This window comes from Pseudomonas sp. 10S4 (assembly GCF_034344865.1).
Taxonomy (GTDB): domain Bacteria; phylum Pseudomonadota; class Gammaproteobacteria; order Pseudomonadales; family Pseudomonadaceae; genus Aquipseudomonas.
Map to the genome: position 1 here is coordinate 449,856 of NZ_CP133774.1, position 25,292 is coordinate 475,147.

At 59.7% G+C, this 25,292-nt stretch carries 13 protein-coding genes and 5 pseudogenes; 7 read left to right on the forward strand and 11 right to left on the reverse strand.

What is annotated here, in order from left to right:
- Positions 1-98: 98 nt before the first annotated feature.
- Both cmoA and cmoB read left to right on the forward strand, forming a co-directional pair.
- Positions 99-842 (forward strand): carboxy-S-adenosyl-L-methionine synthase CmoA, encoded by a 744-nt coding sequence (cmoA, locus tag RHM58_RS02085; protein WP_054045323.1) that lies wholly within the window; start codon positions 99-101, stop codon positions 840-842.
- A pseudogene (gene cmoB, locus RHM58_RS02090) lies at positions 839-1,794 on the forward strand (tRNA 5-methoxyuridine(34)/uridine 5-oxyacetic acid(34) synthase CmoB). The gene cmoA and the pseudogene cmoB overlap by 4 nt, the downstream one beginning before the upstream one ends.
- Positions 1,795-1,930: 136 nt before the next feature.
- On the opposite strand, the gene tadA reads toward cmoB, so the two are convergent.
- The 7 genes and pseudogenes from tadA to treP all read right to left on the reverse strand — a co-directional run bounded on the left by tadA (position 1,931) and on the right by treP (position 11,531).
- A complete protein-coding gene (gene tadA, locus RHM58_RS02095; protein WP_201206415.1) occupies positions 1,931-2,428 on the reverse strand; it encodes a tRNA adenosine(34) deaminase TadA in 498 nt (165 codons plus the stop codon).
- Positions 2,428-3,804 (reverse strand): multicopper oxidase family protein, encoded by a 1,377-nt coding sequence (locus RHM58_RS02100; protein WP_201206417.1) that lies wholly within the window; start codon positions 3,802-3,804, stop codon positions 2,428-2,430. Before RHM58_RS02100 ends, tadA begins: the two co-directional genes overlap by 1 nt.
- A gap of 303 nt (positions 3,805-4,107) precedes the next feature.
- Entirely contained in the window at positions 4,108-4,398 is a 291-nt protein-coding gene (locus tag RHM58_RS02105) for a PTS transporter subunit EIIB (protein WP_201256507.1), read from the reverse strand.
- 2 nt (positions 4,399-4,400) lie between these two features.
- Entirely contained in the window at positions 4,401-6,929 is a 2,529-nt protein-coding gene (ptsP, locus tag RHM58_RS02110) for a phosphoenolpyruvate--protein phosphotransferase (protein WP_322269551.1), read from the reverse strand.
- 70 nt (positions 6,930-6,999) lie between these two features.
- A pseudogene (locus RHM58_RS02115) lies at positions 7,000-8,224 on the reverse strand (maltoporin).
- Positions 8,225-8,317: 93 nt separating this feature from the next.
- Positions 8,318-9,968, reverse strand: a pseudogene (gene treC, locus RHM58_RS02120) (alpha,alpha-phosphotrehalase).
- A 121-nt stretch (positions 9,969-10,089) separates the two neighbouring features.
- Positions 10,090-11,531, reverse strand: a pseudogene (gene treP / locus RHM58_RS02125) (PTS system trehalose-specific EIIBC component).
- Between the two features lie 236 nt (positions 11,532-11,767).
- On the opposite strand from treP, the gene treR reads away from it, so the two are divergent.
- Both treR and RHM58_RS02135 read left to right on the forward strand, forming a co-directional pair.
- Positions 11,768-12,472, forward strand: coding sequence for a trehalose operon repressor (treR, locus tag RHM58_RS02130; RefSeq protein ID WP_201256502.1), 705 nt, complete (start codon positions 11,768-11,770; stop codon positions 12,470-12,472).
- A gap of 134 nt (positions 12,473-12,606) precedes the next feature.
- Positions 12,607-16,944 (forward strand): dermonecrotic toxin domain-containing protein, encoded by a 4,338-nt coding sequence (locus tag RHM58_RS02135; protein WP_322269552.1) that lies wholly within the window; start codon positions 12,607-12,609, stop codon positions 16,942-16,944.
- 72 nt (positions 16,945-17,016) lie between these two features.
- Here the strand turns inward: RHM58_RS02135 and guaA are convergent.
- From guaA to RHM58_RS02155, 4 genes and pseudogenes are all read right to left on the reverse strand, one after another.
- A pseudogene (gene guaA, locus RHM58_RS02140) lies at positions 17,017-18,598 on the reverse strand (glutamine-hydrolyzing GMP synthase).
- 82 nt (positions 18,599-18,680) lie between these two features.
- Positions 18,681-20,150, reverse strand: a complete 1,470-nt coding sequence (gene guaB / locus RHM58_RS02145) for an IMP dehydrogenase (RefSeq protein WP_322269553.1) — start codon at positions 20,148-20,150, stop codon at positions 18,681-18,683.
- A gap of 252 nt (positions 20,151-20,402) precedes the next feature.
- Complete coding sequence (locus RHM58_RS02150) at positions 20,403-20,951, reverse strand: sugar ABC transporter ATPase (protein WP_201206426.1); 549 nt, start codon at positions 20,949-20,951, stop codon at positions 20,403-20,405.
- A gap of 162 nt (positions 20,952-21,113) precedes the next feature.
- The gene (locus RHM58_RS02155; protein WP_322269554.1) at positions 21,114-21,881 is read right to left on the reverse strand and encodes a sulfite exporter TauE/SafE family protein; all 768 of its coding nucleotides are present in this window, start codon (positions 21,879-21,881) and stop codon (positions 21,114-21,116) included.
- Positions 21,882-21,981: 100 nt separating this feature from the next.
- On the opposite strand from RHM58_RS02155, the gene RHM58_RS02160 reads away from it, so the two are divergent.
- From RHM58_RS02160 to RHM58_RS02170, 3 genes are all read left to right on the forward strand, one after another.
- A complete protein-coding gene (locus RHM58_RS02160; protein ID WP_322269556.1) occupies positions 21,982-22,920 on the forward strand; it encodes a LysR family transcriptional regulator in 939 nt (312 codons plus the stop codon).
- A 100-nt stretch (positions 22,921-23,020) separates the two neighbouring features.
- Entirely contained in the window at positions 23,021-24,400 is a 1,380-nt protein-coding gene (gene xseA / locus RHM58_RS02165; protein WP_201206431.1) for an exodeoxyribonuclease VII large subunit, read from the forward strand.
- Positions 24,401-24,403: 3 nt separating this feature from the next.
- Positions 24,404-25,225 (forward strand): peptidoglycan DD-metalloendopeptidase family protein, encoded by an 822-nt coding sequence (locus tag RHM58_RS02170; protein WP_322269557.1) that lies wholly within the window; start codon positions 24,404-24,406, stop codon positions 25,223-25,225.
- Positions 25,226-25,292: the final 67 nt, after the last annotated feature.

Genomic DNA, 25,292 nt, shown 5'->3' on the forward strand with positions numbered 1-25,292 from the left:
TCTGCGCCCTAAAGCCCGGCGGTTTATCAGACAACCCGCGCATCCCCCGTCAATTTGGCTAAAATGCCGGCCTTTCCACCTACGCCGCTGGAACCGCCGTGAGCAAAGAACCCGATCGCCTTTTCGCCCAGCCTTTGGCCCAGGTGCCTGACTTCGCCTTTAACGAGGACGTGGTGCGGGTATTCCCGGACATGATCAAGCGCTCGGTGCCGGGTTATCCGACCATCGTCGAAAACCTCGGCGTGCTCGCTGCGCAGTTTGCCCAGCCCAACAGCGTGCTCTACGACCTCGGTTCGTCGCTGGGCGCCGTGACCCAGGCCCTGCGCCGTCACGTACGCACCGACGGTTGCCGGGTTATCGCTGTGGATAACTCGGCGGCGATGGTCGAGCGTTGCCGCGAGTACCTCAACGGTCAGGACTCGATGTTCCAGGAGTTGTTGCCGGTGGAAGTGATCGAGGGCGACATCCTCGCCCTCGAGTTCCAGCCAGCCTCGGTGGTGGCGCTGAACTTCACCCTGCAATTCATCGCCCCCGAGCAGCGCACCGCGTTGCTCTCGCGCATTCGCCAATCGTTGTTGCCGGGCGGCGCGCTGATTCTGTCGGAGAAGCTGCGCTTCAACGATCTGGAAGAACACGCGCTGCTCACCGATCTGCACGTCGCGTTCAAACGCGCCAACGGCTACAGCGAACTGGAAATTGCCCAGAAACGCAGCGCCATCGAAAACGTCATGAAGCCCGACAGCCTCGAAGAACACCGCGAACGCCTGTTGGCCGCAGGGTTCTCGAAAGTCGTGCCGTGGTTCCAGTGTCTTAACTTTGCCTCGTTGATTGCCTTGCCATGATTGATCTGTCCCCCTTGCCCGCCGTTTGGCCGGCACCCCGCTGGCCGATTGGGCCAACACCCTGCAAGCGCAACTCGACAAGAAAATGGAGAAGGGTCACGGCGACCTGGAGCGCTGGCAAAGTGCGCTGGACGCCTTGCCGAAGATCCAGCCGAGCAAAGTTGATTTGCTCAATGGCCTGACGCTGGACACCGATTGCGACGACGAAACTCGCGCGCAGATGCGTACGGCGCTGATGGGCCTGTCGCCATGGCGCAAGGGGCCGTTCGACCTGTTCGGCGTGCACGTCGACACCGAATGGCGCTCGGACTGGAAATGGTCGCGGGTTGCCCCGCACCTGGACCTGAAGGGCAAACGCATCCTCGATGTCGGCTGCGGCAATGGTTACTACATGTGGCGCATGCTCGGCGCCGGCGCCGACAGCGTGATTGGCGTCGACCCGAACTGGCTGTTTTTCTGCCAGTTCCAGGCCGTGCAGCGTTACCTGTCCGAGCCGAATGCCTGGCACCTGCCGTTTCCTTTCGAAGACCTGCCGCCGAACATGGAAGGCTTTGACACGGTGTTTTCCATGGGTGTGTTCTACCACCGCCGCTCACCAATCGAGCATTTGCTGGCGCTGAAGGACTGCCTGGTCAAGGGCGGCGAGCTGGTGCTGGAGACGCTGGTGATCGAAGGTGATCAGCAACAAGTGCTGGTGCCGGAAGACCGTTATGCGCAGATGCGTAACGTGTGGTTCCTGCCGTCGGTGCCGGCGCTGGAGTTGTGGCTGCGGCGAGCCGGGTTCACGGATGTTCGTTGTGTGGATGTCAGCGTGACCACCGTTGATGAACAGCGTGGGACAGAGTGGATGAAGTTTCAGTCGCTGAGCGATTTCCTCGATCCCGAAGACCACAGCAAGACGATTGAAGGACTGCCGGCGCCGATGCGTGCCGTCATCGTCGCCCGCAAATAAACCCCGATCTCCCTACCCAATGGAGATTCAAATGTGGGAGCGGGCTTGCTCGCGAAAGCGGTGTATCAGGCGACATTAATGCCAACTGACACTCCCTCTTCGCGAGCAAGCCCGCTCCCACATTTTTGATTAGTGTTCAGTCTGCGGGTTTGGCTCTTCGGGCCTTGAAGAATTCGCTGAGCACCGCACCACACTCCTCCGCCAACACCCCGCCTTCAAACAGCACCCGGTGATTCAAAAAGCCCTGGGTGAAAAACTGCCCCTGACTCTGCACAATCCCGGCCTTGGGCTCCAGCGCGCCGTACACCACCCGCGCAATCCGCGAATGCACGATCAGGCCGGCACACATGCTGCACGGCTCCAGGGTCACGTAGAGGGTGCTGCCGGGCAGGCGATAGTTGCTGGCGGCCAACGCTGCGGCGCGAATCGCGACCATTTCGGCGTGGGCGCTGGGGTCGTTGCCGCTGATCGGGCAGTTGAAGCCGCGACCGATGATTTCCCCGTCCTGCACCAACACCGCGCCCACCGGCACTTCACCGAGGGCTGCGCCTTGGGCAGCGAGGGTCAGGGCTTCGCGCATGAAGTCGCGGTCGCGACTGCGGTCGATAATTGCAGCGGGACGAATCTGGCGCATCACGCCACCTCGATGGCGGCCATCAGGCCGGTTTCCATGTGGTCGATCACATGGCAGTGGAACATCCAGACCCCCGGGTTATCTGCCACCAACGCCACTTGCGCGCGCTCGTTCTTGCCCAACAGGTACGTGTCGGTGAAGTACGGGATGACCTTATGCCGGTTCGAGGCAATCACTTTGAAGCTCATGCCGTGCAGGTGAACCGGGTGCTGATACTGGGTCATGTTTTTCAATTCAAAAATGTAGCTCTTGCCCTTTTCGAGCTTGGCGATCGGCCGGTCGGCGCAGGTCTTGTCGGTGATGTCCCAGGCCTTGCCATTGATCTGCCACAGGCTTGGCGGCTTGCCGTTGTCGACGTTGACCGACACCGAACCCACCCATTCGAAATTGAAGTTGAGTTTCTCGGCATTGGCCAGGTCCGGCTCGGCCACCGGGTTGGCGGGCAGCGCGGGCGGCCACTGGGTCGGTGCGTCGGTGTTTGCCACCGAACGCAGCGTGCCCAGGCGCACCGGGCCGTTGCGCAAGGATAGCTCTTCACCGGCCGGCGGTGCCTTGATCGCCAGGCAAATGCGCATGCCGGGGCCGAGCCAGTATTCCTTGCCCAATGGCCGTGGTTCGATCGGGTTGCCGTCCAGCGCGTAGATCTGCGCTTCGACGCCAGGGATGTTGAGGCGATACGTCAGGGTGTTGTCGAGGTTGAGCAAGCGCACGCGAGTGATTTGCCCGGCAGGCAAATCGATCACCGGCAGTGGCACGCCATTGATGGTTGATAGCCGCCCGGCCGTGCCGCCTCGCGCCGCTTCACGCGGAACACTGAACGCGACGAACGCGCCCTCTTCATCGACGTGCCAGCTCTTGAGGCTCAGGGTTTTTTCGTACTTGAAACCGGTAGGTTCGCGCTCCTCGATGATCAGCGGGCCGACCAGGCCACGACCGAGTTCTTCGCTGCTGTTCACGTGTGGGTGATACCAGTAGCTGCCGGCGTCCGGCACGCGGAATTTGTAGTCGAAGTACTCGCCCGGCAACACTGGAAGCTGCGAGACGTAGGGCACGCCATCCATTTCCAGCGGCAGACGGATGCCGTGCCAGTGGATGGTGGTCGCGACCGGCAGGTGATTGATGAAGCGCACCCGCAGCCATTCGCCCTGGCGCACCCGCAACTCGGTGCCCGGCGCCGACGGGCCGAACGCCCAAGCCTCGGTTTTGTGACCGGCCACCAGTTCGACATCCAGTGGCGCGGCGATCAGCTCATAGTCGTGGCCAGCCTCGGCGTCGGCCATTTTCCCCAGCCAGTAACGCGACGCGCCACCGGCCCCCACGCCAACCACCACAAGACCGGCCAGACCACCGAGTATTTGTCGACGGGTAAAGGACATGAACTCAACTACCTCACGTATCAGCGACGGGCCTGGGGCCCGCAAAAGGCGAATACGATACACCTGCGGTTGAGAAACAGTAAGGGTGGGGCGGCAATGGGACACAGGGGATCAGGCTGGCAGTTGAGAGGTGAGCTTGCCCTGTGGCGAGGGGGCTCGCCCCCGTTCGGCTGCGAAGCAGTCGCAAAACCAGTCAACACAGTGTGCCTGATGCAATGCGATTGCAGGGTTTGGGGCCGCTTCGCGACCCAACGGGGGCAAGCCCCCTCGCCACAGGCAAGCTCCCTCGCCACAGGGTTTTGTTTATGCTTGGAGGCCGGTGATCAGGTGCACCACTCCATCATTCAGCATCATGACGCCCGGCACACCTGCCAAATTCAAAGCCTGCCGATCCATCCGCGCCACATCCCTCAACTCCACCCGTACCCGCGTCAACGCCACCGGCTGCTGCGACTTGAGGTTATCCACCCCGCCCAACGCGGCCACGATATCCGTGGCCAAACCCGATACCGGTTGAGCAATCTGCTTGGGCTCATCCACCACCAGATCCGGGGTCAAGGCTTTCCAGAACGCCCGCTGCATTTTCTCGAACATGCTCAGTTCTCCAGAACCAGTGAAGTATCGACCGTCGCCGCGTGATACAGCCGCAATGCCTCGCGCACCTGCTCGGCGCTTTCCAGCCCCAGCACTTGCTGGGCGATAGCCTGGCAATCCGCCAGATCAACTTCGCGCACCGCCGCTTTCACCGCTGGAATCAGCGGCACACTCACCGACAATTCATCCACCCCCAACCCGAGCAACAGCCGGGTCGCCAGGGTTTCCGAGGCCAGCGCACCACACACGCCGACCCATTTACCGTGGGCATGCGCCGCTTTGACCGTGCCGGCGATCAAGCGCAGCACCGAAGGGTGAAAGCTGTCGGCCTGACTGGCCAGACGTGGGTGATCGCGGTCCATCGCCAAGGTGTACTGGGTCAGGTCGTTGGTGCCGATGGAGAAGAAATCCACCTCGGGCGCAAACAGATCCGCCATCAACGCCGCTGCGGGTACTTCGATCATGATCCCCAGTTTCGGCAGTTCCGTGAGGCCCAACGCCAGCGCCTCTTCCTCCAGCATTTGCCGGGCCAGTCGCAATTCGGAGAGCTGCGTGACCATCGGCAACATGATGTGAAGACGAGCCAACCCGGCGCTGCTGAGGATCGCCTTGAACTGGTCGCGCAGCAGCTGCGGACGCTCCAGGCACAAGCGAATCCCGCGCATGCCGAGGAATGGATTGGTTTCGCTGTCCATCGGCACATAGGCCAGCGGTTTATCGCCGCCGACATCCAGGGTTCGCACCACCAGATTGCGTGTCGGCCCCAGGGTGCGGGCGATGGCGCTGTAGGTCGACGCTTGTTCGTCATGGCTCGGCGCGTGGTTGCGATCCAGATAGAGAAACTCCGAACGCAACAGCCCGACGCCCTCACCGCCCAGGGTCATGGCCTGTTCGGTTTCAGCCAGCGAGGCGACGTTGGCCGTCACCTCGATGTGATGACCGTCGCGGGTACACGCGGCGAGCGAGGCCTGCGCGAGTTCGTGTTGATGGCGTTTGTGTTGTTGCTGACGATTGGCTTGAAGCTGTTCGATAGCGGCGAGATCCGGATCAAGGTGCAACTCACCCTTGTCGGCATCGAGCAACACTTGCGTGCCATTGACCAGCCCCAGCACCTGAACCGGCAAACCGCAGATCGCCGGCAGGCCAGCGGCCCGAGCGAGAATCGCGACGTGGCTGGTAGCGCCACCGCCGACCGTGGCGAACCCCAACACCTTGCGGGTATCGAGCCCGGCGGTCTGGGACGGGGTCAGTTGTTCGGCGATCAGGATTGCCCCGTCCGGCAATTCCATCGCGCGGTCCTGTACGCCAAGGATGCGCTTGAGCACCCGTTGGCCGACATCCGCCAGATCCGCCGCGCGTTCAGCCAGCAATGGGCTGCCGAGACTTTTAAACTGAACCGCCGTCGCCTCGGTAGTCGCTCGCCAGGCGAACCCGGCACTTTTACCTTCGGTGATCAGCGACTGGGCCTGATCCAGCAGACTCGGATCTTCGAGCAGTTCCTGGTGCGCCTTGAATATTTCGGCCTGAGCGTCACTGGTGGCGTTGTCACGCAGTTGTTGCAAGTCCCGCAACGCCTCGCTCAAGGCTCGTGACAGTTGCTCACGCTCAGCTTGCGCACCCTTGCCAAACTCGCTCACTTCCAGCGTCTGCTCGGCGATCTGCACCACCCGGCCAAACGCCGAACCCGCCGATGCACAAACCCCACGCAGCACCGTCAGCGTCGAGGCCTCGACCGCGTCCACAGCCGCCACCACCGTCACGGTTTCGCCACAGCCTGCGACCAGTAACTCGGCCAACGCCTTGATCGCAGCCTCGGCATCCGCCCCCGCCGCGCTGACTTGCACGATGTCACCGTGGGCCGTTTGCAACGCCATGATCGCCACCAGGGATTTGGCGTTGGCACTGTCCTGCTGTTTATGCAGATAGATGCTTGCCGAAAACCCTTTCGCCGCTTGGGCAAACACCGCCGCCGGACGCGCGTGCAAGCCGTTCGGATTGGCCAGCGTCACTGGTTTCGAGAACAGGGCTTCGCCCTCCTCCGCCAGCACCTCATCGATGGTTTGCCCCGCCGTGTTCAAACCCAGCAACGGTTGGCCGCTGTCCACCAGACCCGTTTCGGGCACCAGCCAGGTGAACGGTTCACCGCTGACCACCAGCATCAGCGTCAACAAACTGCGCGCATTCAAAGCGATGTAATCGACATCAAATTCGATCAGTGCCTGCCCTGCTTCAACCCGCTGACCTTCCTCCACCAACCGGGTGAACCCCTTGCCCGCAAGGTTCACGGTGTCGAGGCCGATGTGCATCAACACCTGCACGCCGTTGTCATCGGTGATGCTGACCGCGTGACCACTGGCCTGCACATTACTGATCACCCCGGCCAGCGGTGCGCACAAGGTTTTCGATGTCGGGTCGATGCACAAACCGTCACCGATCACGCGGCTTGCGAACACCGGATCGGGCACTTGGTCCAGCGGCATCAGCACGCCGGACAGCGGCGCGAGCAGTTGCAAATGTTGGGGTGTGGCCATGACGTCACCTGCTGTTTTGTTCTTTTAAAAGACGCTTGCGATACCTGTAGGAGCTGCCGAGGTTATGCGTTTATTTCCACCAATACTCGACCTGCAATCCGACATTCGCACCGTGGAGTGCTCGTGCCGAAGGCGCCGGTGTCGGACAACGCCGAGCCCGCCGCCAGTTCATTGGCCGCCCGTTTGGCCGCCTCGTTCCAGCTTGCATAGGTGTAATACAGACGCACCTCGGGGCGCGCCCAGAAATCCGGGCCTTTGGGCGACCACGTCGGGGCAAAGGTGAACTTGCTCAACTTGCGCGTCCCGCCGGGTGCTTCTACCTGATCGTGGCCCAATTCGGTCACCAGTTTGAACTGCTCGGTGATTGCATACGCCGGGCGCACGCCAAGGGACATCCAGTTCTGATCGGCGCCGTCCGGGCGAATGTCTTTCTGATACACCGCCTCGATCTGCCCGCCAAAACGCGGTGTCACCTGCCAGTCGAAGAACTCCACCACGCGATAGCTTTTGTTACTGTCGTCGAGCTTCACGTTACCGGTATAGCCCAACCCTGTGCCGGGACCTTCACCGTATTGGAACGCCAGTTTGTTCTTGCCACCAAGAAAGCCTTTCTGCACATGCTGGGTGGTGATCGCCCAGCCACGGTGCGCGTCTTGGCTGTCGGGTTTGTCGATGTAACTCAGGCCGAACTCCAGCTCGCCGCCGGGGTTGGTCTTGAAACCGGCGACGTTGAAGTCATGCCGGTTGATGTAGTCCTTCTGGTACAGATTGTCTTTACGCGAAAGCGCGTAGCTGTATTTCAGATCGCCAATCTGCACGTCCTCAATACCACCGCCAGTGGCGCTCTGGTTCCAGTAGTAGAAGTCAGAAATATGGATATCGTTCCGTTTGTAATAACGCCGCCCGGCCCATAGCGAACCACCGTTGAGACTCGGCAGGTTCGACCACTGCGCGTACATCTGCGGCATGCGCACCGAGCCGTTGTCACCGTTGAAAGTCAGGTCCTTGTCGTACTGGTTGTACAGCGACGCCATGCCGTCGACGCTGAGCACCGAGCCGTCGTCCAGGGTGTATAGATCCTGGCGCAACTCCAGTTCCGCGTACTGCTCGCATTCATTGCCCAAGCGGTATTTGGTCTGCGCGCCCGGCAGTTGAAAACACTGTTGTTTGCCGCTGTTGACCGAGGTCCCGACGCCGCTACGCAAGTAACCGGCGAACTCCAGCGCCTGGGCCGACAGAGGCAAAGCCAGGCACACGCCCGCTGCTACAAGGCTGCGATTTATTGTTGTTTTCAAGAGCCACCCCATTATTTTTATTGTGTGCTGCAGCAAAAAACGGCGCGCAAAACTCCCCGCGCAGCGTTCTGCGTGTTGTTTAAACCGTGTTTTTTAGTGGTCGGTCAGGTGCAGGACGAACGACTCAAAGGGCCGCAGAAACACCTGCCGATTACGCGGCGGACAGTCCGGGTAGTTGCTGATCACCAGCCGTTGCGACATCGCTTCGCTGATCACGTCATTCGGCAATTCAACTTCACACGGTGTGCCGTAAAAGTTGTTCAGCACCAGCAACCGCTCACCCTGGCCTTCACGGACATACGCCCAGATTTGCCTGTGCTCGGACAGCAGCTGCCGGTACACGCCGTCGGACATCAACGCTTCGTTGCGACGCAAAGCGATCAACTGGCGGTAGTGATGCAGCACCGATTCCGGGTCGTCGAGTTGACTGGCGACGTTGATCTGCGCGGCGTTGGCCGGCACGCCAATCCACGGCTCGGCGGCACTGAAACCGGCGTTCGGCTCGGCATTCCAGTGCATCGGTGTGCGGCCGTTGTCCCGGGACTTCTGCATGATCGCCGCCATGTTGTCGGCATCGCTCACACCGGCCTCGCGCTTAAGGCGATGGATGTTCAGCGTCTCGACATCGCGGTACTGATCGATGTGATCGAAGCCCGGATTGGTCATGCCGAGCTCTTCGCCCTGGTACACAAACGGCGTGCCCTGAAGGAAGTGCAGCGCGGTGCCAAGCATCTTCGCCGAGACCACCCGATGCTCGCCATCATCACCAAAACGCGAGACCACCCGCGGCTGATCGTGGTTACACCAGAACAACGCATTCCAGCCGCCACCGGCCTGCATGCCGGTCTGCCAGTCCGAGAGGATGCGCTTGAGTTCAAGGAAGTCGAAGTCGGCGCGAATCCACTTTTGCAGGTTCGGGTAATCGACCTTCAGGTGATGGAAGTTGAAGGTCATCGACAGCTCTTTCGACTCTGGTCGCGAGTAGCGAATGCAATGCTCAAGACTGGTGGAGGACATCTCGCCGACGTTGATCAGGTCATGGCCTTCAAACACTTCGCGGTGCATTTGCTGCAAGTACTTGTGGACGTTCGGGCCGTCGGTGTAGAAGCGTCGACCGTCGCTGGTGTCCTCGGGGAAATCCGCCGGTTTGGAGATCAGGTTGATCACGTCCAGCCGGAAACCACCCACGCCTTTGTCGCGCCAGAACCGCATCATCTTGAAGACTTCGGCGCGCACCTTCGGGTTGTCCCAATTCAGGTCGGCCTGGGTGTGGTCGAACAGGTGCAGGAAGTACTGGCCGGTCTGGGCTTCGTACTCCCAGGCCGAGACCGCCGAAGACTGGATTCCCAGTTGTTCGGCGGTCGCGCCAGATGTAGAAATCGCGGTACGGGTTATCGAGGCTGCTACGAGCCTGCTGGAACCAGGTGTGTTCGATCGAGGTGTGGTTGACCACGATGTCGAGCATCAACTTGATCCCGCGCTTGCCGGCCTCGGCGATCAGTAATTCGCAGTCAGCCATAGTCCCGTAGCTCGGGTCGATGGCGTAGTAATCGCTGATGTCGTAACCGTTGTCGCGCTGCGGTGAACGCAGGAACGGCGTGATCCACAGGCAATCGACACCCAGCCAGTGCAGGTAGTCGAGCTTGGCCACGACGCCGAGCAAATCACCCGTTGGGTTGCCGGCGTGGCTATGAAAACTCTTCGGGTAGATCTGGTAGATCACCGAACGTTGCCAGTCTTGCATGGCGTTATTCCTTCAGTAAGTTGATGCGGTGACCGTTATGGCCCCTTCGCGAGCAAGCCCGCTCCCACATTTTGGAATGCGGTCAACCTGTGGGAGCGGGCTTGCTCGCGAAGGCGATCTATCAGGCGACCCGATACCCAGGCCGGACAATCTTCATGCTCAACCCACAGGTCAAAACAAACGGCACGACCAGGCGATGATCATCCCGATCACAAACATCGGAATGAACTGCGGAATGATCGAGATAAAACCGGGCAAGCCACCGACGCCAATCGCCGAGGCCTGGACCTTGTTCAGCGACAGGAAGATGCAGCCCAGCGCCGAGCCGATCAGGGCCGAATAGAACGGAAATTTGTAGCGCAGATTGACCCCGAACATCGCGGGTTCAGTGATGCCGAAATACGCCGAAATTGCCGAGGTCGAGGCCATGCTTTTGTCCCGCACATTGCGGGTCATGTAGAACACCGCCAGCGCCGCGCTGCCCTGGGCGAGGTTGGACATGACAATCATCGGCCAGATAAACGTGCCGCCCTGGGTCGAGATCAACTGCAGGTCCACGGCGAGGAACATGTGGTGCATGCCGGTGATCACCAGCGGGGCATAGAGCAGGCCGAAAATCGCCCCGCCGACCATTGGCGCCAGGTCAAACAAAGTGACCACGCCTTCGGTGATCAGAATCCCCAAATGCCGGGTCACCGGACCAATCACCGCCAGCGCCAGCACACCGGTGACGACGATGGTGGTGATCGGCACCACCAGCAACTGCACGGCGTTCGGCACCCGCGCCCGCAGCCATTTTTCGATGACACTCATCACGTAGGCGGCCAGCAGGATCGGCAGGATCTGCCCCTGATATCCGACCTTCTCGATTTTGAACCAGCCGAAGATGTCGAAGTACGGCAGGCTCTGACCGTCGAGCCCGGCCACAGCCTTGCCGTAGTTCCAGGCGTTGAGCAGGTCCGGGTGCACCAGCATCAGGCCGAGCACGATGCCGAGGATTTCGCTGCCGCCAAAACGCTTGGCCGCCGACCAGCCCACCAGCGCCGGCAGGAACACAAACGAGGTGTTGGCCATCAGATTGATCAGGCTCCAGATGCCATCAAGGCTCGGGTACGCATCCAGCAGCGTCTTGCCCTCGATGAACATGCCCTTGGCGCCGATCAGGTTGTTAACCCCCATCAGCAGGCCGGCAATGATCAGCGCCGGCAGGATCGGCATGAACACATCGGAAAACACCCGCACCAGGCGTTGCATGGCGTTGATCTTGTCGGCGCTCTTTTGTTTAACGTCGGCAATGGTCGACGCGGCGAGACCGGTTTGCCGGCGCAGTTCGGCGTAGACCTTTTCCACTTCGCCGGGGCCGATGACCACCTGGAACAGGCCGCCGGTAAAGAACGAGCCCTTGACCAGATCAATCTGGTTCAGCGTGGCGCTGTTGACCAGGCTCGGGTCCTTGAGGGCCAGGCGCAGGCGAGTGACGCAATGCGCGGCCTGCTCCAGGTTGTCGCTGCCACCGAGGCTGATCAGCAGCTCGCTGGCGATATTCGGATAGTCGTGGCTCATGCTTGATCTTCCGTTGTAGTTTTTTGTTATTGGCAGCACGCCGAAACGAAAAGTACTCGTCTGTACGAGTTAAAGCAACAACTCGTACAGACGAGTTTGATTTTGTTTATCCTGAACCCGACCGGCGGCGACATTTCCTACCTCCGAAGTCAAAGAAACCTAATGCCGAATGGACAAACCCCTACCCTGCCCTTAAGGTTCCAAGCCTTGAGTACAGCGCGGCATAGAGCCATCCCATGAGTAAATACAACCAGATCTACACCGATCTGCTTGCCAGCATTACCACCGAACGTCTGGAACGCGGTGCCCGGTTGCCTTCTGAAACCGAACTGATGGACAGCTACCAAGCCAGTCGCGGCACTGTGCGCAAGGCCATCGAGCAATTGCAGGAGCGTGGTTTCGCGCAGAAAGTCCACGGTAAAGGCACCTTCGTGCTGTCGACCAACCCGATCGAATTTCAATTGGGTGGCATCGTCAGCTTCCAGGAGACGTATCCGCGGTTGGGCAATGACGTCAGCACCGAAGTGGTCGAGTTCGACCAGATTCCTCTCGACGGCGCGCTGCTGGAACACATCAAGGCTGAAGAAGGCAGCCTGATCACGCGAATCAAACGGGTGCGGCGGATCGACGGCAAACGGGTGATCCTCGACATCAACCATTTCGTCAGCGATGTGATTCCCGGCCTGTCCCGTGACATCGCCGAACAATCGATCTACGCCTTCATCGAACAGACCCTGCAACTGCAAATCGCCTACGCCCAGCGCACCATCGAAGCGGTGCCTCGGAGCAAGGACGACCAACTGCTCCTGGATCTCGACGGCCAGAGCCATGTGATCGTGGTCAGTAACCAGACGTTCCTGCAGGATGGTCGCCAGTTCGAGTACACCGAATCGCGGCACACGCTGGACAAGTTCTACTTTTCGGATGTGGCTCGGCGCTGATTCGTACAAGGGTCATGGCTTCATTCTGTGCTGCCGGGTCTGCCATAACCTGCAACCGATGAGGCCGTATCCGACATCTTTATCGTGGCGGCCTTGGGATATTGAAGGTGAACCTTCTATCCGAGAAGCACGCTATGACTGCCATCGAAACACCCGCCGCCGCCACTGACCTGCCCAATGCCGCCGATGCCCAAGCCCTCAAGGCGCTGGTCCCGGCACTGGTCCAGGCGTGCCCCGACATGTATGAAATGGCGACCGCATTCGCCAAACGCATCCTCACCGAGCACCGCATTACCGATCTGGAACCGGATCAGGTTTACTGGCACCGCTTCCACGGCTCCCAGAGTAACTCGCAGACCTTCACTGGCTGGGAGCACCTCGAACACCCCCACGATTCCATGACCCTGACGCAACTGGTGATCCAGCGGTTCACCGTGCATGACCAGGACAACATGGACATGCTCGACAACGACTGCGGTTTCTACACCGCAGGCCCGGAAGTCGGCACCTATGACCAGACCAACGAGGTACGGCTGTTCGGCAGCCAGGTCTTGAAAGCCTTCTGGGCCTACAACTTCATTGATCACTACAAGGAAAAAGTCGGGGCGTTCTGGAGCACCCAGAGCACCCCCTTCAGGACCCTGGCCAAATGCACGTTCCTGGCCAAAGCCATGGAAGATCGCGAAGCCGGGCGTTTGTCCGATGACAACTTCCGCACGGTGGTCAAAGCGGTTGCCAGCAACATCACCTGGCCCGTTACCCGACAGATGCTCGAAGCACAAACCCGGCCAGCGGCAGGTTTGCGTGTACGACGCCTGACCGTAGGCGGCTTCATCGCCACTGACATACTCAGCATCGTCGACAGCCAGGGTCGGCAGATCGTCTATGTGCCGGGGGAGTTGTGGGGCTTCCATGTGCTGGAAAGCGTCATCGACCTGCACTGGTGGATCATGTCCGAAGTGCAGACGCCTTCGGCCCGCAAACGCTTCATGTCGCACTTTCAGGTCGCCGATCACGACATCATGGAAGACACGGCGACCTTCAAGAAAAGCACCGAAATGTTGTTGGCAGCGATACCTGTCGCGGACCTGCTGACCCGTTTTATCCATGAGCCGCGCATCGAGAACGTCGGCCTCGAGCATGTGCTGGACCTGTTGTTCAACGCCTGGAAATCCAACGATCACCAGTTGCTCGAGACGCAGGACGCCTGGATCACGGATGATGCCTTCACCCTTCTGCGTGACGCCACTCATGCCCGCATGATCAGCGACGCGAGCTTCCTCATGAGTTCCAACGGCGAGCTGCGTAAAAAACTGTGGATGGGTTACCTGAATGCGTTTGGCCGTATGTTCGGGCCCCTGGCGGCGGTGGGCTGGCCGGTGGCGCTGGCGGTTGTCGGCGCAGGCATCGCTAACGTCGGCCTGAACATCGACCAGGCGATCAACGGCAAAACGCCGATGGAGCGCAAGGCCGGGGTCACCGGCGCGATATTCGCCGCCATCGATACCCTGTTTAACGCAACGTTCCTCAAGAGCGGTGGCGAGTTGCCGGACATGGTCGAGGCCGACAGCGCTCTTTCAACTGAAGAGAAAATCAGCGAACTGGAAATAGAACGCACGGCGTTGCCTCTGCCGGAAAAACTCCCGCTTGAGCCGGTCAATGCGCTTGAACAGGAAGACTTTCTCGCCCCCTTCAGAACCGAGATCACCGAAGCCACCCGCGAAGGCACCGGCATTGCCAAGGGGGTTATCGAGACCTTTTCGGGCAAAAAACACATCTACTTGCGCTGGGCTGCCCGGAACGGGTTTTATCAGGTTCGCTACATTGGGCAGATGAAATGCTGGGCCATTATTGATCCGGCCAACCCTTGGTCGTTTTACCGTAATGTGCCCGTACGCTTGAACGAATACCTGGAATGGGAACCCGTCGCCGCACCGGGCCTGAAAGGTGGCATCGGCGGCAAAATCTTTGGCTTTAAGGGTTGGGGGCAGAGTGCTAGCCCATTACCGCCGGTCGAGACCCCGGTCACACCTTACGATGTGCCTGAAGCGCTAAGACCTGCCTACAGCAATGCCGCCAATGGCAGGGCGAGCATCAGGGACCTGGATGAGCATTATTTTGATGACGGTGAATACCGCGATTTCAAAGCCCTGCGTCGAAGGCTCTACGACGATGCCACGGCTTTCTTCCTCGACCCACCCTTGCCCGCCAGGCCCAAAATACCCTCCTTCACAGCCAATGTGGCACCCAAGGTCATCATCAAGGGACTGCTCAAGGACTCACCGGGGATTTTGATCGGGGAGAGTCACTCCAGCGTCGCCAGTAAACAGTTTCTCATTGAGAACATGCCGATCCTGAGCAAACAAAAAGTCAGGACCCTGTACCTGGAACATGTGCTCACCGACTTCCACCAGGCTGACCTGGATGTATTCAATAAAACCGGCACTATGTCGGAGAATCTGGAACGCTATCTCAAGGAACTGGACCAGGGTCAAATAACCGACCCCTCCGGCCAATTTACCTTTCTGGAAGTGGTCAAGACCGCCCAGAAAAATCATATCCGGGTCCAGGCCATCGATTGCATGGCCAGTTACAGAAGCCAGGGAATAACCGGCGCCAAAGGAAACTTCCGGGGCCGGATGATGAACTACTTCGCACGCAACGTGATCAACGCCGACCAGGCCGCCCGCGGTGCGCACAAATGGGTTGCGTTGGTGGGCGAGTCACACGCCAACACCTTCGAAGGCGTTGCAGGACTCAGCGAGCTGGAGGGCGCTATCGGTTTGCGCATCGAAGAACCCGAGACCGGCCTGGCTCGCGGAATCGAACCGGACCCCGGAAGGATTGCAGACAAAGGCCTTCTGAAGGTCCCGGTCAAAAACGACCTGCGTCTGCAACTAGATACCCCGCCCAGCGTCAAGCAGGCACGTCAAATGGACAGGCTGCTGACTGAGAAAGGCATGTTTACCCTGCAGAGCGAGTCCGGCACAGCGGTGCTGTTCAGCCGCAATCGCGACGGCATATTGTTAAGAACCCCGATTCAGCAAGACAGCGGTGGATTTTTTGTGGATCGTCCCGAGTGGACGTCGGTGCATGTTCGTCGCTTCGCCACCCTTGAGGAGTTGCGCAACGCCCTCATCGCCAGACGGATGCGCATGGTCAAGCTACCTGCTGAAGGGACTGCACCAACGACCAATATCGCCCCCGCCGATCCGCAACCATCGACCAGCAACACTGAGCCACGCCCTGGTCCCAGCCGTCCCAACACCGCGCCAAAAACGCCAGCCACCCCCTACGACACCCATCCCCTCTCCCGGGCCGACATGAAAAGCTGGGTATGGAAAACAGAAGCACTGCGCGGGACCAAACAGACACACGAACAACTGCTGGAATCCTTCGGGCCAGAGATGAATTTGTCTTCCCGGCGGGCGTCATTGCTCATCGATGCCCAGACGCTGGAGAACGATCAGGAATGGAACAACCTGCCTGATCGTCCGCCGATCCCAACCCAGAGCCGTAATTTCATCGAGTTCATCAACGAGTTGTTCAGAGACTCCCCGGGATTGGTGATCGGCGAAAGCCTGGACCGTATCGCCAGCACGCGACTGCTGATCGAGAACATGGCCGAATTTGCCCGGCAAGGGGTCAAGACGTTGTATTTACCGCGCCTGCTCAATGACTTCAACCAGGCCGAACTGGATTTGTTTTTTACCTCCAAAACAGCCGCCATGCCTCAAGACCTGGAAGCCTACCTCAGGACGCTCAGCTCGGATCAACCGGAGCCATTCACGGACCTGGAGCTGGTAAAAACCGCCCGCCAACACGGGATCCGGGTGCAAGGTACCGACTGCGCAGCCAGTTACACCGTGACCTCACCTGGCTTCTCGCCTATCGAGACACAGCGAACAAAAATCTTCCTGACTACCCGGATCATGAAGCGCAGCCAACAGATTCACGGTTCCTCTAAATGGATCGCCGTGACCTCGGCTGAAAATACCAACGCGTTTCGCGGTGTCATCGGATTGAGCGAGCGTACGGGCAGTGTGGGCTTGAGAGTCGAAGAGGTCGGGCTTGGGCGCGGGCGGAGCATCGGGCTGGACCCGGGCATTGAAGTGGGTCGTAACGAAATAGACGGGCCGATGTATAACGGAAGCTCGGATACGCTTTACGCCGACCTGTACTTGCCCATAGAAACTCCATGGTTTGCCAGGTCCGCAGCACAACGCGAACGGCTGCTGTTCAAGCCCGGCTTTTATTGCTTCGAACGTTCCGGCGAGACGTTTACGCTCTGGCATCGCGATGGCAACTACGCGATGACACGAACGCCCATAGAACGCCTGGCCAACGGCGACTTCTACATCACTCGCCCTTCGTGGACAGAGATCGACCAAAAGCCATTTTCGAATTTGCTCGACCTGTCCCATGCGCTCAACCAAAGAGGCATGTACCCACGAGGTCGCACTCCACAATGACGTAACCCGAAAACGCAAAACCCCGGCACCAGGCCGGGGTTTTGTTTATTCAGCAGCGGTCAGCGTGAGGGATTATTCCCACTCGATGGTCGCTGGCGGCTTGCTCGACACGTCGTAGGTAACGCGGGAGATGCCTTCGATTTCATTGATGATGCGGCCGCTGACGGTTTCCAGCAGTTCGTAAGGCAGGTGAGCCCAACGCGCGGTCATGAAGTCGATGGTTTCTACGGCACGCAGGGCAACTACCCAGGCGTAACGACGGCCATCGCCAACAACGCCAACCGATTTGACTGGCTGGAACACCACGAATGCCTGGCTGACTTTGTGATACCAGTCGGCCTTGCGCAGTTCTTCGATGAAGATGTGGTCGGCGCGACGCAGCAGGTCGGCGTATTCCTTCTTCACTTCACCGAGGATCCGCACGCCCAGGCCCGGGCCCGGGAACGGGTGACGGTAGACCATGTCGTACGGCAGGCCCAGCTCCAGGCCCAGACGACGGACTTCGTCCTTGAACAGTTCGCGCAGCGGCTCGACCAGTTTCAGGTTCATTTCTTCCGGCAGGCCGCCCACGTTGTGGTGCGACTTGATCACGTGAGCCTTGCCGCTTTTGGCGCCAGCCGACTCGATCACGTCCGGGTAGATAGTGCCTTGGGCGAGGTACTTGATGTTGTCCAGTTTGTTGGACTGGGCATCGAATACGTCGATGAAGTTCGCGGCCGATGATCTTGCGCTTCTTCTTGGGGTCGCTTTCGCCAGCCAGGTTGTTCAGGAACTGATCTTCAGCGTTGGCGCGGATCACGCTTGACGCCCATGTTCTCGGCGAACATGGCCATCGACTTGCTCGCCTTCGTGCAGACGCAGCAGGCCGTGGTCGACGAAGACGCAGACGAGCTGGTCGCCGATGGCCTTGTGCACGAGCGCCGCGGCCACGGCGGAGTCGACGCCGCCGGAGAGCCCGCAGATGACCTTGCCGGTGCCGACCTGGGCGCGAATGTTGGCGATGGCGTCTTCGGCAATTTTCGAAGGCGTCCACAGGGCTTCGCAGCCGCAGATGTCGAGGATGAAGCGCGAAAGGATGCGACCGCCCTGCTTGGTATGGGTTACTTCCGGGTGGAACTGCACCCCGTAGTAGCCGCGAGCGTCGTCGAACATGCCGGCAATCGGGCAGCTCGGGGTGCTGGCCAGGATGTGGAATTCCTGAGGCATCTTGGTGACTTTGTCACCGTGGCTCATCCACACGGTCGAGGCCGAACAGGCCGTCAGCGTCGATGTGGTCTTCGATGCCGTCGAGCAGGCGGCTCTTGCCGACTACGTCAACGCGGGCATAACCGAACTCACGCAACTCGGAACCTTCGACCTTGCCACCCAGCTGTTCAGCCATGGTCTGCATGCCGTAGCAGATACCGAAGACTGGTACGCCCAGGTCCCAGACAGCTTGCGGTGCGCGCGGGCTGTCGGCGACGTGTACGGACTCGGGGCCGCCGGCGAGGATGATCCCCTTCGGTGCGAATTCGCGAATCGCTTCGTCGTCCATGTCGAACGGATGCAGTTCGCAGTACACGCCGATCTCGCGCACACGGCGGGCGATCAGTTGGGTGTACTGGGAACCGAAGTCGAGGATCAGGATGCGGTGGGCGTGAATGTCGAGGGCCATGAAGTCAGTCTCGTCTAGTGAATCAGAAACAACTCGGGGCTGAATAAAACAGCCCCGGTTACTTAACTTATTGCTGGAAGCCTCAACCTACGCGGTAGTTTGGCGCTTCTTTGGTGATCTGTACGTCGTGAACGTGGGACTCGGCCATGCCAGCGCCGGTGATCCGCACGAACTCAGGCTTGGTGCGCATTTCTTCGATGTCGGCACTGCCGGTGTAGCCCATCGAGGAACGCAGGCCGCCCATCAGTTGATGGATGATGGCGCTCAGGGTGCCCTTGTACGGAACACGCCCTTCGATGCCTTCAGGTACAAGCTTCTCGGCGCCTGCCGAGGAATCCTGGAAGTAACGATCGGAGGAACCTTGAGCCTGGGACATGGCGCCCAGCGAACCCATGCCGCGGTAAGCCTTGTACGAACGACCCTGGAACAGTTCGATCTCGCCCGGTGCTTCTTCAGTACCAGCGAACATCGAGCCCATCATCACGCAGGAAGCACCGGCAACGATAGCCTTGGACAGGTCACCGGAGAAACGGATGCCGCCGTCGGCGATCAACGGAACACCAGTGCCTTCAAGGGCAGCGGCGACGTTGGCGATGGCACTGATTTGCGGGACGCCGACACCGGCGACGATACGAGTGGTGCAGATCGAGCCAGGACCGATACCGACCTTGACTGCATCAGCGCCAGCTTCGGCCAGAGCCAGAGCAGCAGCGCCGGTAGCGATGTTGCCGCCGATGACCTGCACTTCAGGGAAATTCTGTTTGACCCAGCGAACGCGGTCGATCACGCCTTTGGAGTGACCGTGTGCGGTGTCGACCACCACCACGTCAACGCCGGCAGCAACCAGTGCTGCAACGCGATCGCCGGTGTCTTTACCGGTGCCGACCGCAGCGCCTACACGCAGACGACCTTGATCGTCCTTGCTGGCCAGCGGGTAAGCCTTGGCTTTTTCGATGTCGTTGACGGTCATCATGCCTTTGAGGGCAAACTTGTCGTCGACGATCAGTACGCGTTCGATGCGATGTTTGTGCAACAACTCGCGGACGTCGTTCTTGTCGGCGCCTTCCTTGACCGTGACCAGACGCTCTTTAGGCGTCATCACTTCACGGACAGTGGCTTCCAGACGGTTTTCGAAACGTACGTCACGGGAAGTGACGATGCCGACCAGGTCGCCATCGTGCAGTACCGGAACGCCGGAGATGTTGTGCAGGCGGGTCAGTTCGAACAGTTCACGAACCGTGGCGTCAGCCTCGATGGTGATCGGGTCCTTGACCACGCCGGCTTCATAACGTTTGACCTTGCGAACTTCGGCAGCTTGCTGCTCGATGGTCATGTTCTTGTGGATGATGCCGATGCCACCTTCCTGAGCCATGGCGATTGCCAGACGGGCTTCAGTGACGGTGTCCATTGCGGCAGAAACCAGAGGAATATTCAGCTCGATGCCACGGGTTAGGCGGGTCTTGAGACTGACTTCGTTAGGAAGCACCTCGGAATAACCGGGCACTAGGAGAATGTCGTCGAATGTCAGAGCTTCTTGGCTGATACGCAGCATCGCGGGGGCTCCCGAGCGGGAAAATGGAAGCGCGCCATTATAGTCAGACACCCCCTCGGGTTCAATGTAAAACTCTGTCTATTATTGGCATTACTGATATACGGGGATTGCCGAGCGGATCTGCAGGGTCTGCGGCTTTTTGTAGGAACTGCCGAAGGCTGCGATCTTTTGATCTTCAGCGATTTCAATTCCGTCGAAGATCAAGGTCAAAAGATCGCAGCCTTCGGCAGCTCCTACGGTGTCCCCCCGACGTTATAACTCGACCTTCACCCAACTCACGGGTTGATCCAGCCAATCGGCGAATTCATCGATGAAGCTCTGCTTGAACCCGGCCTCGGCCCAGTTGTTGAAGATGAAACCCAGGTTTGAGAAACCGCATTCCTGCAAAAACAGAAACCCGTTGATGTCATCTTCATGCCCGCACTCGGGGCAGGTGAAGTTGTCGGTGCGCCCCGGCATCCACTCTTCCAGGCTTTCGAACAGCGCTTCACCAACTTCCTTGCGGCACTCGGCGCAACCCGCCTCTTCCAGGAAACCCTTGGCCGGCGTGTAGATGCAGCGTTTGGTGATGATTTCCAGGCCATTGATCGGCTCACCGAACGGCAGCGCTTCCGGATGCAGGACCACGGCGCGCGCGCCGTCAGCCAGTGCGTAACCCATGCGATTACCGGTGCGCCCACAGGTCGTCAGCTCTTCTTTGATAATGTTCTTGCGCACCAGCCACCGAACGATTGCCCGGGCCCGGGGTTCGTGCACCGGCAACGTGGAGATTTTCGGGACGATGATGCTTTGGGAATTCATGGTGCAAGCCTGCAAATACTGAATGATCACCCTTGTGGGAGCGAGCTTGCTCGCGATGAGGGCATTGCAGCCAACATTAATGTTGCCTGACCCACCGCCATCGCGAGCAAGCTCGCTCCCACAGGATCTGCGGCCGGCAGCTTAATCCCTGACACACTCAGGTCAAGTACTCAAATACCGCCCGATCAAGGCAATGCCGCTGGCCAGCACCAACCAGGTCACCAGCCTTACAAAGGCCTCCCGGGACAGCTTCATCGTCAACCGCCGGCCGATCCACAACCCCAGCGCCATGGCCGGTAACAAGCACACGGCCAATACCAATAAGGGTAGCTCGGCATACACACCCGCGACGGCAAACAGGCTCAAACGCACCACGGTGCTGCAACTGATCAGCGCACTCTGGGTCGCCCGGGCCGCGTCCTTGGGCAGGCGACTGTTCAGATAGATCGCATATAAAAAGCCACCGCTGCCAAACAACGCCCCGAACATCCCGCCCACCGTGCCCATCGGCACTGCCCAACCGGCAGACAACTGTGTCGGACGGGTTTTGACCCACAAGCTGTACACCGCATAGGCGCTGATAAACAGCCCCATCAACAGCAACAACAAATCGGATTTGAGGTTCAACAGGAAAATCACCCCCAACGTGCAGCCCACCGCCATACACGGCAGTAGCCGCAGCAGTTCGGGTTTGTCCACATCCCGCCGCGAGGGCAGCAGATTGCCGAAGGCCGCGACAAAATCCAGCAGCACCAGCAATGGCACGATTTTCGACAGCGGCATAAACAGGATCAGGATCGGCCCGGCCACCAGCGCGGTGCCAAACCCGGCAATGCCAAACACGATGTACGCCAGGACGATGCCCAGTCCGATCACCAACCAAGCCGTCGCACCGAACGGCCATTGGTTCAACATCTCAAGCACATTCATTTGCAGGCTTTCCTTGAATACCTGTGATGACTTTAGCCAGCGCCAAGCGTTGCGACTAATATCTTCAAAGTCGCCAACCCATCTCGAAAAGGCATGCCTCGTGCTTTCAACCCGCCAATTGCGTTACTTCGTGGAAATCGCCGAGTGCGGCAGTTTCAGCGCTGCGGCCGAACGCCTGTTTATCGCACAGTCCGCCCTGAGCCGGCAGATCAAGGACATGGAAACCCGCCTGCAAACACCACTGTTCGAACGCACCGCGCGCCAGCCCCGACTGACCGCCGCTGGTGAAGCCTTTTTGCCCCGGGCCAGAAACCTGTTGCTTGAGCTGACCAAGGCCAGCGAGATGGCGACTCAGGTCGGCAACGGTCAACTCGGCACTTTGCGCCTGAGCCATTCCAGTACGGTGCCGATGAGCGGCCGCTTGTTGCGGGGCATCAGCGCTTATCTGGATCAGCATGCCGGCGTGTCCATGGACATCGTCAAACTGTCCTCCGAAGCGCAGTTGGAAGAGCTGGCCGAAGGTCGTCTGGATGTCGGTCTGTTGCGCTTGCCAGTGCTGCGTCAGCGCGAAGGCGTGCAGATTGTTCCTTTATATAGCGAGCGTTTGCTGCTGGCCGTGCCACCGAATCATCCACTGGCTGTGGATAAGTCCACTCAAGGCATCGATCTGGCGCAGTTGAAGGATGAGGCGTTTATCTCGATTCCTCATCCGCAGCGTGGTGGCTTGAGTTACTTGTCTGCCGAGTTATGCATGCGCCAGGGCTTTTTCCCCAAGGCCGCTCGGGTGGTGTCGCGCAAAACCACGCAACTGCAATTGATTCAGGCCGGGTTCGGCATTGCGCTGTTGCCGGAATCGCTGCAAGACATTGCCCCGCCCGACATCCATTTCCTGCCACTGGCCGACCCGGATTGCCACAGCACCGTCGCCCTCGCCTGCAGCTCAAAATCCTCCGCCCCTGATCCAACACTTCATCAACATCTGCACAAATCCCTGTGGGAGCGGGCTTGCTCGCGAAAGCGGCCTAACATTCAACATTGACGCTGACTGACACACCGTCTTCGCGATGCAAGCCCGCTCCCACAAGGGATTTGTGTGTACGCATGGAGATTGTTCGCCGAATGCCTTTATCATGCGCCCCATGATTAAAGATCCCTTTGCAAGACTCGGCCTGGACCGTGAAGTCCTGACTGTCAGCCAGCTCAACGGCCGCGCGCGGGTGTTGCTGGAAGACGTGTTCAGCAATATCTGGGTCGAAGGCGAAATCTCCAACCTCGCCCGCCCGGCGTCCGGCCATGTGTATTTCACCCTCAAGGACAGTGGCGCCCAGGTCCGTTGCGCACTGTTTCGGCAGAACGCCGCTAAGGTTCGCCAAGCGTTGAAGGATGGCCTGGCGGTCAAGGTCCGTGGCAAGGTCTCGCTGTTCGAGGGCCGTGGCGACTATCAACTGATCCTCGACACTGTGGAGCCGGCCGGTGACGGCGCCCTGCGCCTGGCCTTCGATGCGCTGAAAGAAAAACTCAGCGCCGAAGGCCTGTTCAGTGCCGAACGCAAAGTGCCGCTGCCGGCGCATCCACAACGCATCGGCATCATCAGTTCGCCCACCGGCGCGGTGATTCGCGACATCATCAGCGTGTTCCGCCGCCGCGCGCCGCAGATCCAACTGACGCTGATCCCGACCGCCGTACAGGGTCGCGAAGCCACTGCACAAATTGTCCGCGCCCTGAAACTGGCGGACGCCCGGGGTTTCGATGCGCTGATCCTGGCCCGTGGCGGCGGCTCGCTGGAAGACCTCTGGTGTTTCAACGAAGAAGCCGTGGCCCGCGCCGTGGACGCCTGCGTGACGCCGATTGTCAGCGCCGTCGGTCATGAAACCGACGTCTCGATCAGTGACTTCGTCGCCGACGTTCGCGCCCCGACGCCTTCCGCCGCTGCCGAACTGCTGGCGCCGGACTCCAGCGATCTGGTGCGCCGGGTCGAAAGCCTGCATCGCCGCTTGGTCATGCGCATCCGTGACCGCTTGATGCGCGATCGCCTGCGCCTGGAAGGCATGTCCCGTCGCCTGCGCCATCCCGGCGAACGCCTACGCCAACAAGCGCAACGCCTGGACGATCTGGACATGCGCATGCGCCGCGCCTTCGAGCGCAGCCTCAATACCCGTCGCGAACGCTTGATCCGCCTGGAAACCCGCCTCGCCGGGCAACATCCAGGTCGGCAATTGGCGATGCTGCGCCAGCGCCTCGACAGTCTCGCCGAACGCCTGCCCCGGGCCATCCGCGAAGGCCTCAAAAGCCGTCGCCTACAACTGCAAAGCCAGGTGCAGACACTGCAAGTGGTCAGTCCGTTGGCGACCCTCGCCCGTGGCTACAGCATTCTGCTGGACGAGCGTGGCAACGCGATCCGCAGCGCCGAGCAGACCCACAACGGCCAGCGCCTGAAAGCCAAACTGGGCGATGGCGAGCTGCAAGTTCGCGTCGAAGACAATCACCTGACGCCTGTCACCCTTTCTTTACTGGATTGATCCATGCCACGTTTTTTAGCTCCGTTGCTTTTGTTGTGCCTGACCTTCAACGCCCACGCTGACAGTTACATCACCCGCCTGTTGAACAAACCGGTGCCGGGCGGCGTGGCCGTGGTGGACCTGGGCACCGGTGCCCAGGCGCCGAAAGCCACGTATCAAGGCAAACCGGTGCTGGTGGTCAAGGAACAGAGCAATTGGCTGGCGATCGTCGGTGTGCCGTTAACGGTCAAACCGGGGACCCAGCAAGTGAACAGCGGCGGCCGTAATCTGAGCTTCACGGTCGGCAACAAGAAATACCCGGAACAGCACATCACGCTGAAGAACACCCAGCAGGTCAATCCAAACCCGGAGAATCTGAAGCGTATCGAAGGCGAACTGGCAGAACAAATCCAGGCTTATCGCAGCTTCAGCCCCGTCACCCCGAGCAACCTGCTGCTGGACAAACCGGTCAATGGCCCGCTGTCGAGCAAGTTTGGTGTACGTCGATTCTTTAATGGTGAGGAGCGAAATCCTCATGCGGGGCTGGACTTTGCGGTGCCTGCGGGTACGCCGATCAAGACGCCGGCGGCGGGCAAGGTAATTTTGATCGGTAACTACTTCTTTAACGGCAACACCGTGTTTGTCGACCATGGCCAGGGCTTTATCAGCATGTTCTGCCACATGTCGAAAATTGATGTGAAGGTTGGGCAGCAAATGGCCCGTGGTGGCGTGGTTGGCAAGGTCGGTTCGACCGGGCGAGCGACCGGGCCGCATATGCACTGGAATGTCAGTCTGAATGATGCTCGGGTCGACCCGGCGATTTTTATTGGGGCGTTTCAGCCTTGATTAATGGGTGAGGCTCGTGGCCTCTTCGCGAGCAAGCCCGCTCCCACAGTGGATTTTCGGTGTACAC

Excerpts from the sequence above, each read along its gene's own strand:
- tadA (WP_201206415.1), bottom strand. The coding sequence starts at position 2,428 with ATGCGCCAGATTCGTCCCGCTGCAATTATCGACCGCAGTCGCGACCGC.
- RHM58_RS02100 (WP_201206417.1), bottom strand. The coding sequence starts at position 3,804 with ATGTCCTTTACCCGTCGACAAATACTCGGTGGTCTGGCCGGTCTTGTG.
- RHM58_RS02105 (WP_201256507.1), bottom strand. The coding sequence starts at position 4,398 with ATGTTCGAGAAAATGCAGCGGGCGTTCTGGAAAGCCTTGACCCCGGAT.
- ptsP (WP_322269551.1), bottom strand. The coding sequence starts at position 6,929 with ATGGCCACACCCCAACATTTGCAACTGCTCGCGCCGCTGTCCGGCGTG.
- treR (WP_201256502.1), top strand. The coding sequence starts at position 11,768 with ATGAGTAAATACAACCAGATCTACACCGATCTGCTTGCCAGCATTACC.
- RHM58_RS02135 (WP_322269552.1), top strand. The coding sequence starts at position 12,607 with ATGACTGCCATCGAAACACCCGCCGCCGCCACTGACCTGCCCAATGCC.
- guaB (WP_322269553.1), bottom strand. The coding sequence starts at position 20,150 with ATGCTGCGTATCAGCCAAGAAGCTCTGACATTCGACGACATTCTCCTA.
- RHM58_RS02150 (WP_201206426.1), bottom strand. The coding sequence starts at position 20,951 with ATGAATTCCCAAAGCATCATCGTCCCGAAAATCTCCACGTTGCCGGTG.
- RHM58_RS02155 (WP_322269554.1), bottom strand. The coding sequence starts at position 21,881 with ATGAATGTGCTTGAGATGTTGAACCAATGGCCGTTCGGTGCGACGGCT.
- xseA (WP_201206431.1), top strand. The coding sequence starts at position 23,021 with ATGATTAAAGATCCCTTTGCAAGACTCGGCCTGGACCGTGAAGTCCTG.
- RHM58_RS02170 (WP_322269557.1), top strand. The coding sequence starts at position 24,404 with ATGCCACGTTTTTTAGCTCCGTTGCTTTTGTTGTGCCTGACCTTCAAC.